The sequence below is a fragment of the Streptomyces sp. 3214.6 genome (genome assembly GCF_900129855.1).
Classification (GTDB): Bacteria; Actinomycetota; Actinomycetes; order Streptomycetales; family Streptomycetaceae; genus Streptomyces; species Streptomyces soliscabiei.
This window is the reverse complement of record NZ_LT670819.1, coordinates 6013907-6027871: the sequence shown is the minus strand read 5'-3', so window position 1 is coordinate 6027871 and position 13965 is coordinate 6013907. Positions and strand designations below refer to the sequence as shown.

General features: G+C 70.0%; 12 protein-coding genes. 1 reads left to right on the top strand and 11 read right to left on the bottom strand.

Translation table 11 applies throughout. The annotated features are described in order from the left end of the window. Window positions 1-162: 162 nt before the first annotated feature. The 6 genes from B5557_RS27265 to B5557_RS27240 all read right to left on the bottom strand — a co-directional run bounded on the left by B5557_RS27265 (window position 163) and on the right by B5557_RS27240 (window position 6014). Window positions 163-1803, bottom strand: a complete 1641-nt coding sequence (locus B5557_RS27265; RefSeq protein WP_079661929.1) for a beta-N-acetylhexosaminidase — start codon at window positions 1801-1803, stop codon at window positions 163-165. 2 nt (window positions 1804-1805) lie between these two features. Further along, window positions 1806-2651, bottom strand: coding sequence for a carbohydrate ABC transporter permease (locus tag B5557_RS27260; protein ID WP_079661928.1), 846 nt, complete (start codon window positions 2649-2651; stop codon window positions 1806-1808). Window positions 2652-2676: 25 nt separating this feature from the next. Next, entirely contained in the window at window positions 2677-3570 is an 894-nt protein-coding gene (locus tag B5557_RS27255) for a carbohydrate ABC transporter permease (protein WP_079661927.1), read from the bottom strand. After that, entirely contained in the window at window positions 3570-4901 is a 1332-nt protein-coding gene (locus B5557_RS27250; RefSeq protein WP_079661926.1) for an extracellular solute-binding protein, read from the bottom strand. Before B5557_RS27250 ends, B5557_RS27255 begins: the two co-directional genes overlap by 1 nt. Window positions 4902-5111: 210 nt before the next feature. Continuing rightward, window positions 5112-5411, bottom strand: coding sequence for a DUF3039 domain-containing protein (locus B5557_RS27245; RefSeq protein WP_079661925.1), 300 nt, complete (start codon window positions 5409-5411; stop codon window positions 5112-5114). Window positions 5412-5441: 30 nt separating this feature from the next. Further along, complete coding sequence (locus B5557_RS27240) at window positions 5442-6014, bottom strand: YqgE/AlgH family protein (RefSeq protein WP_079661924.1); 573 nt, start codon at window positions 6012-6014, stop codon at window positions 5442-5444. Window positions 6015-6304: 290 nt separating this feature from the next. Between B5557_RS27240 and murA the strand changes: the two genes are divergently transcribed. After that, the gene (gene murA, locus B5557_RS27235) at window positions 6305-7651 is read left to right on the top strand and encodes a UDP-N-acetylglucosamine 1-carboxyvinyltransferase (protein ID WP_079661923.1); all 1347 of its coding nucleotides are present in this window, start codon (window positions 6305-6307) and stop codon (window positions 7649-7651) included. Window positions 7652-7797: 146 nt separating this feature from the next. Here murA and B5557_RS27230 read toward each other — a convergent pair whose 3' ends face one another. The 5 genes from B5557_RS27230 to B5557_RS27210 form a co-directional block, all read right to left on the bottom strand. Further along, window positions 7798-8079 carry an HU family DNA-binding protein gene (locus B5557_RS27230; protein WP_004000874.1) on the bottom strand — a complete coding sequence of 94 codons (282 nt, stop codon included), beginning with the start codon at window positions 8077-8079 and terminating at the stop codon, window positions 7798-7800. A gap of 299 nt (window positions 8080-8378) precedes the next feature. Beyond that, window positions 8379-9797, bottom strand: a complete 1419-nt coding sequence (locus B5557_RS27225; protein ID WP_079661922.1) for an NAD-dependent malic enzyme — start codon at window positions 9795-9797, stop codon at window positions 8379-8381. 313 nt (window positions 9798-10110) lie between these two features. After that, window positions 10111-12513 (bottom strand): HelD family protein, encoded by a 2403-nt coding sequence (locus B5557_RS27220; RefSeq protein WP_079661921.1) that lies wholly within the window; start codon window positions 12511-12513, stop codon window positions 10111-10113. A gap of 59 nt (window positions 12514-12572) precedes the next feature. Further along, entirely contained in the window at window positions 12573-13355 is a 783-nt protein-coding gene (locus tag B5557_RS27215; RefSeq protein WP_079661920.1) for an anti-sigma factor family protein, read from the bottom strand. A gap of 50 nt (window positions 13356-13405) precedes the next feature. Further along, window positions 13406-13927 (bottom strand): sigma-70 family RNA polymerase sigma factor, encoded by a 522-nt coding sequence (locus tag B5557_RS27210; protein WP_010039908.1) that lies wholly within the window; start codon window positions 13925-13927, stop codon window positions 13406-13408. Between the last annotated feature and the right edge of the window lie 38 nt (window positions 13928-13965).

The following is a 13965-nucleotide window of genomic DNA, read 5'->3' as shown; positions in this document are numbered from 1 at the left end:
CATCTTCGCAACACCCGAACGCGGGGGTCCGCTAGGAGGCATTCGCCCACCTCACCGCACAGATGGTCCGTTTTCATACGACATCACCGGTGCGTGCGATTGCCACTCTTCGGTGACCCTGCCGGGGTTTTTCCGTGACGCCCGTGATCACCGGTTCGGAGCTCACCGGTTCGGGGGCGGTCCGTCGATCGGGCGGCCGAGGACGCCGGGCCGCCGCTGCCACGGCCGGGGCCCGGACGGCGGACGGTAGCCGACACCCAGGGCGTCGAGTCGCCCGTAGTGGGCCCGCATCCGCCGCTCGAAGCCGGCGAAGTCCCGTTCCGCCGGGGCGGGCAGGGCACTCCAGGCGACCTCGGCGAACGCGGCGAGACGGGGGAAGGCCTGGTAGTCCACGCGCGCGTGGTCCTCCATGACCTCCGTCCACAGGTTGGCCTGGGTGCCGAGCACGTGCGCGGCCTCCCGGGGCGTCAACTCCGCGGGTACGGGTTCGAACCGATAGACGTCCTCCAGGGTGCGCACATAGCCGATCGGCACCGGCTCGTCCGGGCCGCCGTCCTGCCGGTGGTCCAGGTACACGTGCTGCTCGGGGCACATGACGACGTCGTGTCCCGCGCGCGCGGCGGCGATCCCGCCCGCGTACCCGCGCCAGGACGACACGGCCGCGCCCGCCGCGAGCCCGCCCTCCAGGATCTCGTCCCAGCCGATGAGCCGACGCCCGTGCGCGGAGAGCCACTTGTCGAAGTGGCCGATGAACCAGGACTGCAGTTCGTCCTCGTCCGCGAGTCCGAGTTCCTCGATGCGCGCCTGCGCGGTGGGCGACTGCCGCCACTGGTCCTTGAGGCATTCGTCACCCCCGATGTGCACGAACTCCGAGGGGAAGAGATCGAGGACTTCCTCGAAGACACCCTCGTAGAAGCGCAGGGTGTTGTCAGTGGGGGCGAGTACGTTCGGGTTGATCCCCCAGGTGTCCCAGACAGAGAGGGCGGTGCCCCCCTCGATGGATGCAGTCGTGGCGTCGGTGTTGCCGAGTTCCGGATACGCGGCGATGGCGGCCTGCGAGTGTCCGGGTACGTCGATTTCGGGGACCACGGTGATATGCCGCTCGGCGGCGTACGCAACGATCTCCCGGATGTCGTCCTGCGTGTAGAAGCCGCCGTGCGGCCTCTCGTCCCACAGGGGTGAGGCGCGATGGCCGAATTTCGTGCGGGTTCGCCAGGAACCGACCTCGGTCAGCCGGGGGTGCCTCTTGATCTCGACGCGCCAGCCCTGATCGTCCGTCAGATGGAAGTGGAAGACGTTGAGTTTGTGCGCCGCCATCAGGTCCAGGTAGCGCAGGACGCCTTCCTTGGGCATGAAGTGCCGGGCGACGTCCAACATGAGGCCGCGCCAGCGGAAACGGGGGGCGTCCTCGATCGTGACGTGCGGCACGGTCCAGGTGCGGTCCCGGCCGAGCGGGGCTTTGCGGTACGCGTCGGCACCCATCAGTTGCCGCAGGGTCTGAGCGCCCCAGAACACCCCGGCCGCGCCGCCGCCCTCGATGAGGACGCCGCTCCGGTCGCTGACGAGGCGGTACTCCTCGGGGCCGAGCCCGGGGTCCAGTCGGAGCCCGATGCCGTCGCCGACGATGTCGTCGAGTTCCCGTCCCTCGTGCAGCGGCAGGCCGGTGGCCTGCCACAGGACGGTGCGCAGCCAGTGGCCGACGCCCTCGGTCGCGGTACCGGCGTGGATCCGGGAGTGCGCCGTCAGCCGCACCTCGTCGGAGCCGGCGACGACCCGGCGGGGCACCGGAATCAGTGAAGTCATGGTCAGTCCTTTACCGCTCCGCCCAGCCCCGAGACCAGTCGTCGCTGTACGAGTACGAAGAACACCAGCACCGGAATCGTCATCACCGTGGAACCCGCCATCACACCGCCCCAGTCGGGGTCGTCCGGCTTGTAGAAGACCAGCAGGGCCATGGGCAGCGTCGACTGGGAAGTGTCGCTGATGATGAACGACTTCGCGAACAGGAAGTCGTTCCAGGCGGAGATGAAGGAAAACACGCTCGTGGCCACCAGCCCCGGCAGGACGAGCGGGAAAAGGATCTGCCACAGAAAGCGGGTACGGCTCGCCCCATCGAGGTACGCGGCCTCCTCCAGCGCCTGAGGAACGGCTTTCACGAACCCTCTCAGCATCCAGATCGCGAAGGGCAGCGAGAAGGCGATGTGGGGCAGGATCAGCGACCCCAGGGTGTTCAACTGACCGAAGTCCCGCATGAGGAAGAACAACGGGATCGTCAGTGCCTCCACGGGCACCATCTGGGCCACCAGGAACATGATCAGCAAAGTGGTCCGGAAGCGGAAACGGAATCGGGTCACGGCGGTCGCGGCGAGAAACGCGATCACTCCGGAGGCGATCACCACCGTGCCCGCCACGACAACACTGTTGAGGAAGTAGCGGCCGAATTCCTGCTGTCCGAACACCCGCCGGAAGGAATCCAGAGAGGGCGCGAGCGTCCATGGCCGCGGCTCGCTCGACTCGATCTCCCCGGCCGGTTTGAAGGCGCTCAGCACCATCCAGTACAGCGGGAAGGCGACGACGGCCGCGATCAGCAGCGCGCCGGCCTCGGCGGCCAGCCGCCACGGACGGGCCATCAGGCCCCGCAGAAGGTTCACAGCTCCTCCCCGCACGATCGCTCCCTCACAGTTCCTCCCCCTGGCGGCGCAGCAGCCGCAGGTAGACCAGCGTGACGGCGAGCAGGATCAGCAGCATCACGACGCCGATCGCCGACCCGAGGCCGTACTGCGAGGACGCGAAGGCCTGTTGATAGGCGTAGACGTTCAGGACGAGGTTCTGACCGGCGATGCCTCCGCCGTTCGTCATGACGTAGATCTGGGTGAAGACCTTGAAGTCCCAGATGACCGACTGGATGGTGACGACCACGAGGATCGGCCGCAGCATCGGGGCGAGCACCGACCGCCAGATCCGCCACTGCGAGGCTCCGTCGAGGGCGGCCGCCTCCAGCACCTCCGTCGGCACGGCGCGGATCCCGGCGTAGACGGTGACCATCACGAACGGGAACGAGCACCACACCACTTCGAGGAGGACGAGGAGGAAGGCGCTGTAGCGGCCGTACGTCCACGAGTGGTCGCCGAGACCGAGCACCCGGTTGACCGGGCCGAAGTCGGGGTCGAACAGCAGCAGCCAGACCGTGGAGCCGGTGACCGCCGGGGTGGCCCAGGCGCCCAGCGCGGCCAGCATCAGCGCGAGCCGGGGCACGGCACGCACGCGCGTGAGCAGCACGGCGAGCGCGCAGCCCACGGCGAGCGTGGAGAGCACACAGGCAGCCGCGAAGACGACCGTCGCCAGCAGCACCTGCCAGAACTGGTCGTCCGAGAACACGTCGGCGTAGTTCCCGAACCCCCGGAAGACGGTCGGCTGACCACCGCTGACCTGCGCCTGCGTGTACCGGAAGAGTGAGATCAACCCGAGCTGATAGACGGGGTAGACCAGCAGCCCGCCGAGGACGACCAGCGCAGGGGCGAGGTAGAGCCAGGGGGCCTGCCGGCTCCGCCCGCCGGGCGTTCCCGACATCACCCGGCGGAGCCGAACGCCGCGTCCATCTTCTTCGCCGCCTCGGCGGAGGCCGCCGCGACGTCCTTCTTGCCGCTGATGACCTCCTGGAACATGGTCGGCAGGACGCGGGAGGAGTCGATCTGCGACCACGCGGGCGAGGCGGGCACGAACTTCGTCCCGGCGGCCAGCGTCCGCACGAACGGCTTCACGAAGGGCTCCTTGGCCGCGACCTGGTCGCGGACGTCCGTGAAGGTGGGCAGGAAGCCCATCGCGTCGAACAGCGCGCCCTGCGTCTTCTTGGAGGCGAGGGCCTCCATCAGCTGGACGGCGAGGGTGCGGTGCGAGGTGCTCTTCAGAACGCCGATGTTGTTGCCGCCCGCGAAGGCCGGGGCGATCGAGCCGGACGTCACACCGGGCAGCGGGACGACCGCGTACTCGCCCTTGACCTTGCCCGCCTCGACCGCCGTGTGGCTGAAGTCGCCGCCGATCGCCATGCCCGCCTTGCCGGCGGCGAACGCGGTGATGGTGTCGTTGCCGCCCATGCCCGCGCACTTGGCGGCGGGACAGTTGTCGTCGGAGAAGAGCGAGGTGTACGCGGTGATGCCCTTGCCGGCGGCCGCGCTGTCGATGGCGGAGGCGTACGAGCCGTTCTTGCCGTCGGCGAGTTCGCCGCCGGCCGCCCAGACGAAGGGCATCGCGCCGTAGGTGTAGGCGCCGCCGACGACCAGGCCGTACAGGTCGGGTTTCGCGGCGCGGATTCTGCGCGCGGTGGTCGCGAGCTCGTCCATGGACTTAGGGACGTCGAGGCCGAGTTCCCGGAAGACGTCCGTGCGGTAGTAGAGGGCGCGGACGCCGACGTAGAAGGGCGCGCCGTAGAGCTTGCCGTCGACGGTGACGGACTGTTTGGCGGTGGGGTCGGTGTCCTTGGTCTCGTCCCACTCGCCGAAGTCCTGGGTGACGTCGAGGAGTCCGCCGTCGTGGACGTATCCGGCCGTGTCGGTGTTGCCGTACTCCATGACGTCGGGGGCGGACTTCGGGTCGTTGAAGGCTGCCTTGACGCGCTGGGCGCGGGTGTCGACGGGGATGTACTCGACGGCGGCCTTCGTGCCCTTGTGGGCCTTCTCGAAGGCGGCGACGACGGAGTCGACGACCTGTTCCTTCGGCTTGTTGCCGACCTCCTGGAAGAGCCAGACGCGCAGGGTGCCCGTCTTGGCGTCGGTGTCGGAAGAGGAGTTGTCGGACGTCTGGGGGGCGCAGGCGGTGGCGACGAGGGCGGCGGCCGCGAGCACGGCGAGTCTGGTGGTGATCGTGGTGATCGTGGTGAGCGAGGGGAGCGAGGGGAGCTTCATGGAGCGATCCTCCGAGCGTTGCGTTGCAACATACGCAATGGCTGTTTTGCTCTGCACAACACACCGGAGGCTAGGGACTTCATGAACGCGACGACAAGAGGTCTCAACCACTCTGTGACCACCCGACGCACCCCGTGCAACGGCAGAAACACGCAAAGGCCCCCGAAGCGCGTCAGAACGCGCCCCGGGGGCCTTCCGAGGACCGGCGGGCTACTTCTTGTCGCCGCCCTGGCCCTTGTCGTCGCCGCCCATGCCCATGGACTCGAAGATCTCCTTGCACATCGGGCACACCGGGTACTTCTTCGGGTCGCGGCCAGGCACCCATACCTTGCCGCACAGGGCCACGACGGGCGTCCCGTCGAGGGCGCTCGCCATGATCTTGTCCTTCTGGACGTAGTGGGCGAAGCGCTCGTGGTCCCCGTCACCGTGCGACACCTGCGGCGTCGGCTCTACGAGGGTCCCCGTCCCAGTGCCTCGCTGGGGCTGGGTCTCAGGCTCAAGAGTGCTCATGACCACCAAGGGTACTGAAGCTCACAGCCGTCAGTTGAGCGAAGGGTCGTCCGGATACGTCGCCACCATCGCCAGCTCGCTGCGCTGGCGGCGCAGCACCTCGCGCCAGAGTCTCTCCGGGGCGGGCGAGGAGACGTCGCCGGGCTCGGACTCCACGACGTACCAGGCGCCCTCCACCAGCTCGTCCTCCAGCTGGCCGGGGCCCCAGCCGGCGTAGCCGGCGAAGATCCGCAGGGAGCCGAGGGCCGAGGCGAGGAGCTCCGGCGGGGCCTCCAGGTCGACGAGGCCGATCGCGCCGTGCACCCGGCGCCAGCCCATCGGGGCGCCGTCGACGGCCGTGCCGCCCGGGATGACGGCGACCCCGAGGGCGGAGTCGAGGGACACCGGGCCGCCCTGGAAGACGACGCCGGGTTCGCCGGTGAGGTCCGCCCAGCCCTCCAGGATGTCGCTCACGCCCACCGGCGTGGGCCGGTTGAGGACGACACCGAGGGAGCCCTCCTCGTCGTGGTCGAGAAGGAGCACCACCGCACGGTCGAAGTTCGGGTCCGCCAGGGCGGGCGTTGCCACGAGCAGCCGCCCTGTGAGCGAGGACACCTCGGTCATGCCAGACATGATCCCGCATCTTCCCGTGAAGTGGGGAGGCAATGCGGGGTACGCGAGCGAGAGCAGGTCGGGAGCCCGGGCGCACGAACGGCGGCACGGGACGGCGGTGACCCCGTGTGCCCGCCGGGAAACGCCTCGTGTTGTGACACGGCTATGACGTTCCTGGGCGGTCCTTGGGCTTACGGGACAGGGGTCGACGGCGATTACTCTGTCTCATCTGGCCCTGCCCCCGATCCCGGGCCGAACCAAGGCCCTTGCCCCCAATCCACCATCCATGGAACGCGAGATACATGACCGTCAACGGCTCTGACGACGTACTGCTTGTCCACGGCGGAACCCCGCTCGAGGGCGAGATCCGTGTCCGCGGTGCGAAGAACCTCGTACCCAAGGCCATGGTCGCCGCCCTGCTGGGCAGTGAGCCGAGTCGGCTGCGCAACGTTCCGGACATCCGTGACGTGCGGGTCGTACGCGGCCTGCTGCAACTGCACGGGGTGACGGTCCGTCCGGGCGAGGAGCCGGGCGAGCTGGTGCTCGACCCGACCTATGTCGAGAGCGCCAACGTCGCCGACATCGACGCCCACGCGGGCTCCAGCCGGATCCCGATCCTGTTCTGCGGCCCGCTGCTGCACCGCCTCGGGCATGCGTTCATCCCGGGCCTCGGCGGCTGCGACATCGGCGGCCGGCCGATCGACTTCCACTTCGACGTGCTGCGGCAGTTCGGCGCGAAGATCGAGAAGCGGGCGGACGGGCAGTACCTGGAGGCCCCGCAGCGGCTGCGCGGCACGAAGATCCGGCTGCCGTACCCGTCCGTCGGCGCGACCGAGCAGGTGCTGCTGACGGCCGTCCTGGCGGAGGGCGTCACCGAGCTCTCGAACGCGGCCGTGGAGCCGGAGATCGAGGACCTCATCTGCGTACTGCAGAAGATGGGCGCCATCATCGCGATGGACACCGACCGCACCATCCGCATCACCGGTGTGGACAAGCTCGGCGGCTACAACCACGCGGCCCTCTCGGACCGCCTGGAGGCCGCCTCCTGGGCGAGCGCGGCGCTGGCGACCGAGGGCAACATCTACGTCCGCGGCGCCCAGCAGCGCTCGATGATGACGTTCCTGAACACCTACCGCAAGGTGGGCGGCGCCTTCGAGATCGACGACGAGGGCATCCGGTTCTGGCACCCGGGCGGCCAGCTGAAGTCCATCGCGCTGGAGACGGACGTCCACCCCGGTTTCCAGACCGACTGGCAGCAGCCGCTGGTCGTCGCCCTGACGCAGGCCACGGGCCTGTCCATCGTCCACGAGACGGTCTACGAGTCCCGGCTGGGCTTCACCTCGGCGCTCAACCAGATGGGCGCGCACATCCAGCTGTACCGGGAGTGCCTCGGTGGCTCCGACTGCCGCTTCGGGCAGCGCAACTTCCTGCACTCGGCGGTCGTCTCCGGCCCGACCAAGCTCCAGGGCGCCGACCTGGTCATCCCCGACCTCCGCGGCGGCTTCTCGTACCTGATCGCCGCCCTCGCGGCCCAGGGCACCTCCCGCGTCCACGGCATCGACCTCATCAACCGCGGCTACGAGAACTTCATGGAGAAGCTCGTGGAACTCGGCGCGAAGGTCGAGCTCCCCGGCAAGGCACTCGGCTAGGCGAGTCGGCCAGGCACTCGGCCGGGGCCGGCGAAATCCGGCCCGGCCGGCGTTTGAGGCCATTGTTGAGCGCGACCACGAGGGGGCGGCACCCGGGATCCCGGGTGCCGCCCCCTCGTATGGCCTACGGCGCTCTCAGCGGAGCGTCACTTGCCCTTGGCCGCTTCCTTGAGCTTCGAGCCCGCGGAGACCTTCACGCTGTAGCCGGCCGGGATCTGGATCGGGTCGCCGGTCTGCGGGTTGCGCGCGGTGCGAGCGGCACGGTGGGTGCGCTCGAAGGTCAGGAAGCCGGGGATGGTGACCTTCTCGTCGCCCTTGGAGACGATGTCGCCGACGACCTCGGCGAACGCGGCCAGCACTGCGTCGGCGTCCTTGCGGGTCACCTCGGCGCGGTCGGCCAGCGCGGCCACCAGCTCACTGCGGTTCATGTTGTTACTCCCGTGTTCTTCTTGCCGTTGAGGCGTGCCACGCGGCGGAGCCGCATGTGGGGCACAGCGAAGTCGTTGTGCTCGCGCCCAGAGACGCATCCTGCCCCTACCTGCGGCGGGAAAGCCAATCCGGCACCCGCACTCAGGCGTGAGACAACCCATGTGTGTCACACGAAGGGGGCTTAGCTCGGCGCAACCCTAGAGGGCGGGTCGCGGCGCGAGGTTCCGCGACGCGCCGTTGCGGGGCCGTCGTGGCGAGCCTCACAGCCGCACCGGCCCCGCACCTTACGCACCGGAGCCTACGAGGCCGACGCGCCGACCGCCTTCGCGGCGTCCCGCACCGCACCCGCCACCGCGCCGGCGACCTTGTCGTTGAAGACGCTCGGGATGATGTAGTTCGCGTTCAGCTCGTCGTCGCTCACGACGTCGGCCAGGGCCTTTGCGGCCGCCAGCATCATGTCGGTGTTGACCGTGCGGGACTGCGCGTCCAGCAGGCCGCGGAAGACGCCCGGGAAGACCAGCACGTTGTTGATCTGGTTGGGGAAGTCGGAGCGGCCGGTGGCCACGACGGCGGCCGTCTGGCGGGCGATCGCCGGGTCCACCTCGGGGTCCGGGTTCGCGAGCGCGAACACGATGGCGTCCTCGGCCATCGCGGCCACGTCGGCCCCGTCGAGGACGTTCGGGGCGGAGACGCCGATGAAGACGTCCGCGCCGCGCACGGCCTCCTTCAGGGTGCCGGTGAGGCCCTCGGGGTTGGTGTTGTCGGCGATCCACCGCAGCGCCGAGTCGGGGGCCGCGGAGACGAGGTCCTCGCGGTCCGCGTGGACGACGCCGTGGATGTCGGCGACGACCGCGTTCTTCACGCCGGCCGCGAGCAGCAGCTTGAGGATGGCCGTGCCGGCCGCGCCGGCGCCGGACATGACGACCCGGACGTCCCCGATGCCCTTGTCCACGACGCGCAGGGCGTTCGTGAGGGAGGCGAGGACGACGATCGCGGTGCCGTGCTGGTCGTCGTGGAAGACGGGGATGTCGAGGGCCTCGCGCAGGCGGGCCTCGATCTCGAAGCAGCGCGGGGCGGAGATGTCCTCCAGGTTGATGCCCGCGAAGCCCGGGGCGATCGCCTTCACGATCTCGACGATCGCGTCGGTGTCCTGGGTGTCCAGGCACAGCGGCCAGGCGTCGATGCCGGCGAACCGCTTGAAGAGGGCCGCCTTGCCCTCCATGACGGGCAGCGCGGCCTTCGGGCCGATGTTGCCCAGGCCCAGCACGGCCGAGCCGTCCGTCACGACCGCAACGGAGTTGCGCTTGATGGTGAGGCGGCGGGCGTCCTCGGGGTTCTCGGCGATCGCCATGCAGACGCGGGCCACACCCGGCGTGTAGATCATCGAGAGATCGTCACGGTTGCGGATGGGGTGCTTCGACGCCATCTCGATCTTGCCGCCGAGGTGCATCAGGAACGTACGGTCGGAGACCTTGCCGAGGGTGACGCCCTCGATCCCGCGCAGCTGCTCGACGATCTCGTCGGCGTGGGAGGTGGAGGTGGCGGCGATGGTGACGTCGATGCGGAGCTTCTCGTGCCCGGAAGCGGTGACGTCGAGGCCGGTCACCGAGCCTCCGTGGGACTCGACGGCCCCGGTGAGCTGGGAGACCGCGGTACCGCTCGCGGGCACCTCCAGCCGGACCGTCATCGAGTAGGAGACGCTGGGCGCCGTTGCCATGGCCGACTTCCTCTGCACTGCTGGGTCGCGGGTTTGCCGTCCGATCGTCGCACCTACCGACGAGTACGTGAAAGCCGCCCTGGATTGCGATCGTTTTGTTCTCAATAAAAGAGGCCCACATCACACGCGGTGATGTGGGCCTCTCCTGCGTTCATGACACCGACCCGCCATGCTCGCCTCGCGGCAAGTGGTCGCTCGTAGCGACGAAGGTTGGGCCCGGGGGCTTGGATCGAGCCGGTGTCACACCCAGGCTAACAAACGGATCCCCGATCGCCATTCCCGTCCGGGCAGTTCACAGGAAACCGTCGGCTGTTCAGTCCCGCAGGAGGTCCGGCACGCCGCCCGCGTCCGGTTCGTCGCGGTCCCCGGAGACGACCGTGAGCTGCTGCGTGGCCCGGGTGAGCGCCACGTACAGCACGCGCAGGCCCGCCGGGCTCTCGTCCGCGATCTCCGCCGGTGAGACGACGACCGTGGCGTCGTACTCCAGGCCCTTGGCCTCCAGGCTACCGAGGGCCACCACGCGTTCGCCGAGCCCGGCGAGCCAGCGTCTGGCCTCCTCGCGGCGGTTCATGGCGACGACGACGCCGACGGTGCCGTCGACCCGGTCCAGGAGCCGCTCGGCCTCGGCACGCACGGTCGACGCCAGGGTGTCGGTGACGGCCGTGAAGCGCGGTACGACCCCCGTCGACCTGACCGCCGACGGGGACTCGGCGCCCGGCATGGCCAGCGCCAGCACCTTGGCGGCCAGCTCGGCGATCTCGGCCGGGTTGCGGTAGTTCACGGTGAGCTGGAAGCGGCGGCGGGGGCGGGTGCCGAGGGCCTCGTCGCGGGCCTCGGCGGCCTCGTCCGGGTCGGACCAGGAGGACTGGGCCGGGTCGCCGACGACCGTCCAGGTGGCGTGCCGGCCGCGGCGGCCGACCATGCGCCACTGCATCGGCGTGAGGTCCTGCGCCTCGTCGACGATGACGTGGGCGTACTCGACGCGCTCCTGCGCGAGCCGCTCGGCGCGCTCGCGCTGCGACTCCTCGCGCACCGGCATCAGCTCCTCCAGGCCGGTGAGCTGGTCCAGCGGGTCGAGTTCGCGGCGCTTCCTCGGGCGCACCGGGGCGCCGAGGATCGACTGGAGCTCGTCGAGCATGGCGATGTCGTGCACGGAGCGGCCGTCCCGCTTGAGGGAGCGGGCGACCCTGCGGACCTCGCCGGGGTTGAGGATGCGGCGGGCCCAGCGGCCGAGCCGCCGTTCGTCGGCCATGGCCGCCAGGACGGCCTGCGGGGTCAGCTCGGGCCACCAGGCGTCGAGGAAGGCGATGAACGTGTCCTCGGTGGTCACGTCCTCGTCGAAGGAGGAGCGCAGCTCGGCGGCGAGCTCGGGGTCGGTGTGCCGGCCGGCCGCGCCGGAGCGCTCCCACAGGGCGTCCAGGAGGAGCTTGCGGGCGCGGGGGCGCAGCAGGTTCACGGGGGCGGTGCCGCTGAGGGCGCTCTGCCGGATCCGGTCCAGGTCGGCGGCCTCCAGCTCCAGCCGGCGGCCGAAGGCGACGACCCGCAGACGGGTGGGGGTGACGCCGGCGCCGGAGGGGCCGGCGGGGGGCTCGTCGAAGCTGAGCTGCCCCGCGCCCTGGCCGCCACTGCCACTGCCGTTGGCGTTGGCGTTGCCGCCGGTCTCCAGTGCGCCGCGGGCCGCCTTCCGCAGCACCTTCAGCATGCGGTACGAGCCCTTGGCGCGGGCCACCGCCGGGGAGTCGTACAGGGTGGCCTCGGCGCCGTCGACGAGGGAGCCGATGGCGCGGATGGCGACCTGCCCCTCCTCGCCGAGGGAGGGCAGCACGCCCTCCGTGTACGCCACCAGCAGCGGGGTGGGCGAGACGATGAGGATGCCGCCCGCGTACCGGCGCCGGTCCTGGTAGAGGAGGTAGGCCGCCCGGTGCAGGGCGACGGCCGTCTTCCCGGTCCCCGGGCCGCCCTCGACGTAGGTGACGGAGGCGGCGGGGGCGCGGATGACGAGGTCCTGCTCGGCCTGGATGGAGGCGACGATGTCCCGCATGGTGTGGCTGCGGGCCTGCCCGAGCGCGGCCATCAGGGCGCCGTCGCCGATGACGGCGAGCTCGTCGCCGTCCAGGGACGCCTTCAGCTCGGGACGCATCAGGTCGTCCTCGACGCCGAGGACCCGGCGCCCCTTGGAGCGGATCACGCGACGCCGTACGACGCGCCCCGGGTCGACCGGGGTGGACCGGTAGAAGGGGGCCGCCGCCGGCGCCCGCCAGTCGATGACCAGCGGGGCGTACTCGGAGTCGAGGACGCCGATCCGGCCGATGTGGAGCGTCTCGGCGATGTCGGCGGTGTTGTCGGGCCTGACGGTGCCCTCCGCGGGCTCCACGGCGGTGTAGGCGCCGTCGGGACCCTTCTTGCCGTCCTTGCCGAGGAGGAGGTCGATCCGCCCGAACAGGAAGTCCTCGAACTCGTTGTTGAGCCGGTTGAGGTGGACGCCCGCGCGGAACACCTGCGCGTCCCGCTCGGCGAGGGCGCCGGGCGTGCCGACCTGACCCCGCTGGGCCGCGTCGTTCATGAGGAACTCGGCCTCGTCGATCTTCTCCTCGAGGCGGCGGTACACCCGGTCGAGGTGTTCCTGTTCCACGCTGATCTCTCGGTCCCGCACCGAATCCGGTGCGGTTTCCTGGACCGATACGACCGCGGTTTCCTGCTGTGCCTGAGCGGCCACCGGGCCCCCTTCTGACGTGCTGGGCAGCCGTCAACCGTACGCGAAGGGGGCCGGTGAAGCTACGCGTCGACCTGGACGAGCTTCTTGCCGCCGAAGGTCATGACCTCGAAGTGGTCGATCTCGTTCGGGGCGAAGGCCGCGCCGCCGACGACGTAGAGCGGGTTCTTCGCCTGTTCGGTCTTGGCGCCCGGCAGGCCGTAGCCCCACTCCGGGACCGACCAGGAGGAGACCGTCTCGCGCTCGCCGTTCTTGCCGACGGCGATGAGCGAGCACTTCTCCGGACCCGTCACGTTCTTCAGCTCGACGCCGATCTCCGTGCCCCACGCCTTCTCGCCCATGGCGACGGTCGCGGAGACCTTGGACGCGGGGTCGGTCGACGACACCCGGTCGGAGAGCGTGTCGAACGTCGACTTGGCGGCGTTGGCGGACTTGGTCGCGCTCGCCTCGGTCCCCTTGGTCCCGCTGTCGCCGCCGGTCGCCGCCAGCACCGTGAGCGGGCCGCCGATGATCAGCGCGGCCGCGGCCGCCACGAGGAAGAAGGAGCGGCGGCGCTTTTGCGCCCGGCGCTCGGACACCTCGTCGACCAGCCGTTCCGCGAGGCGCGGGCTGGGGCGGGCGGACAGGGAGTCGCCGATCGCGGGTGTGCCGGTGCCCGGCAGGTCCGCGAGGGCGGCCAGCATGGGTTCCATGCCGGCGAGCTCGTCCAGTTGCTGAGCGCACCATTCGCAGCCCGCGAGGTGCATCTCGAAGGCGGTCGCCTCGGCGTCGTCGAGGATGCCGAGGGCGTAGGCGCCGACGGTCTCGTGTTCGCTCGGGCTCGGAGATCCCACTGATCCCTGCATGGGGCCAGACATACCCGAACCACCTGCTCCGAATCCCCCGTAACCGCTCATCACGCCGTCACCCCCCGCTCCTCAAGAGCCAGCTTCATCGACCGCAGGGCATAGAAGACCCGTGAGCGCACGGTGCCGCTGGGTATGCCCAGCGTCTCGGCCGCCTCGTTGACGGTACGCCCCTTGAAATACGTCTCGACGAGCACCTCCCGGTGAGCCGGGGTCAGGTCGTCGAGCGCGTCGGACAGCGTCATCAGCCACAGCGCCTTGTCGATCTCGTCCTCCGCAGGAATGACCTCCAGCGGCGACGGGTCGACCTCCTGCGGCCGGGCCTGCCGGCTGCGGTGGCCGTCGATGACGATGCGGCGTGCGACCGTCACCAGCCAGGGGCGTACCGATCCGGTCGCTCGATTGAGCTGACCGGCGTTCTTCCAGGCACGGATGAGCGTCTCTTGTACGACGTCCTCGGCACGCTGCCGATCTCCGGCAACCAGGCGCAGGACATACGCAAGCAGGGGTCCGGCATGCTCCCGATACAGAGCACGCATCAGCTCCTCGTCAGGTTCCGAGGGCTGGGACATGCGATGTCGGGCCCTCGATCCACGTTCATTGGCCACGG

Coding starts and splice junctions, on each gene's coding strand:
- B5557_RS27265 (WP_079661929.1), bottom strand. CDS start 1,803: ATGACTTCACTGATTCCGGTGCCCCGCCGGGTCGTCGCCGGCTCCGAC.
- B5557_RS27255 (WP_079661927.1), bottom strand. CDS start 3,570: ATGTCGGGAACGCCCGGCGGGCGGAGCCGGCAGGCCCCCTGGCTCTAC.
- B5557_RS27250 (WP_079661926.1), bottom strand. CDS start 4,901: ATGAAGCTCCCCTCGCTCCCCTCGCTCACCACGATCACCACGATCACC.
- B5557_RS27245 (WP_079661925.1), bottom strand. CDS start 5,411: ATGAGCACTCTTGAGCCTGAGACCCAGCCCCAGCGAGGCACTGGGACG.
- B5557_RS27240 (WP_079661924.1), bottom strand. CDS start 6,014: ATGACCGAGGTGTCCTCGCTCACAGGGCGGCTGCTCGTGGCAACGCCC.
- murA (WP_079661923.1), top strand. CDS start 6,305: ATGACCGTCAACGGCTCTGACGACGTACTGCTTGTCCACGGCGGAACC.
- B5557_RS27230 (WP_004000874.1), bottom strand. CDS start 8,079: ATGAACCGCAGTGAGCTGGTGGCCGCGCTGGCCGACCGCGCCGAGGTG.
- B5557_RS27225 (WP_079661922.1), bottom strand. CDS start 9,797: ATGGCAACGGCGCCCAGCGTCTCCTACTCGATGACGGTCCGGCTGGAG.
- B5557_RS27215 (WP_079661920.1), bottom strand. CDS start 13,355: ATGCAGGGATCAGTGGGATCTCCGAGCCCGAGCGAACACGAGACCGTC.
- B5557_RS27210 (WP_010039908.1), bottom strand. CDS start 13,927: ATGTCCCAGCCCTCGGAACCTGACGAGGAGCTGATGCGTGCTCTGTAT.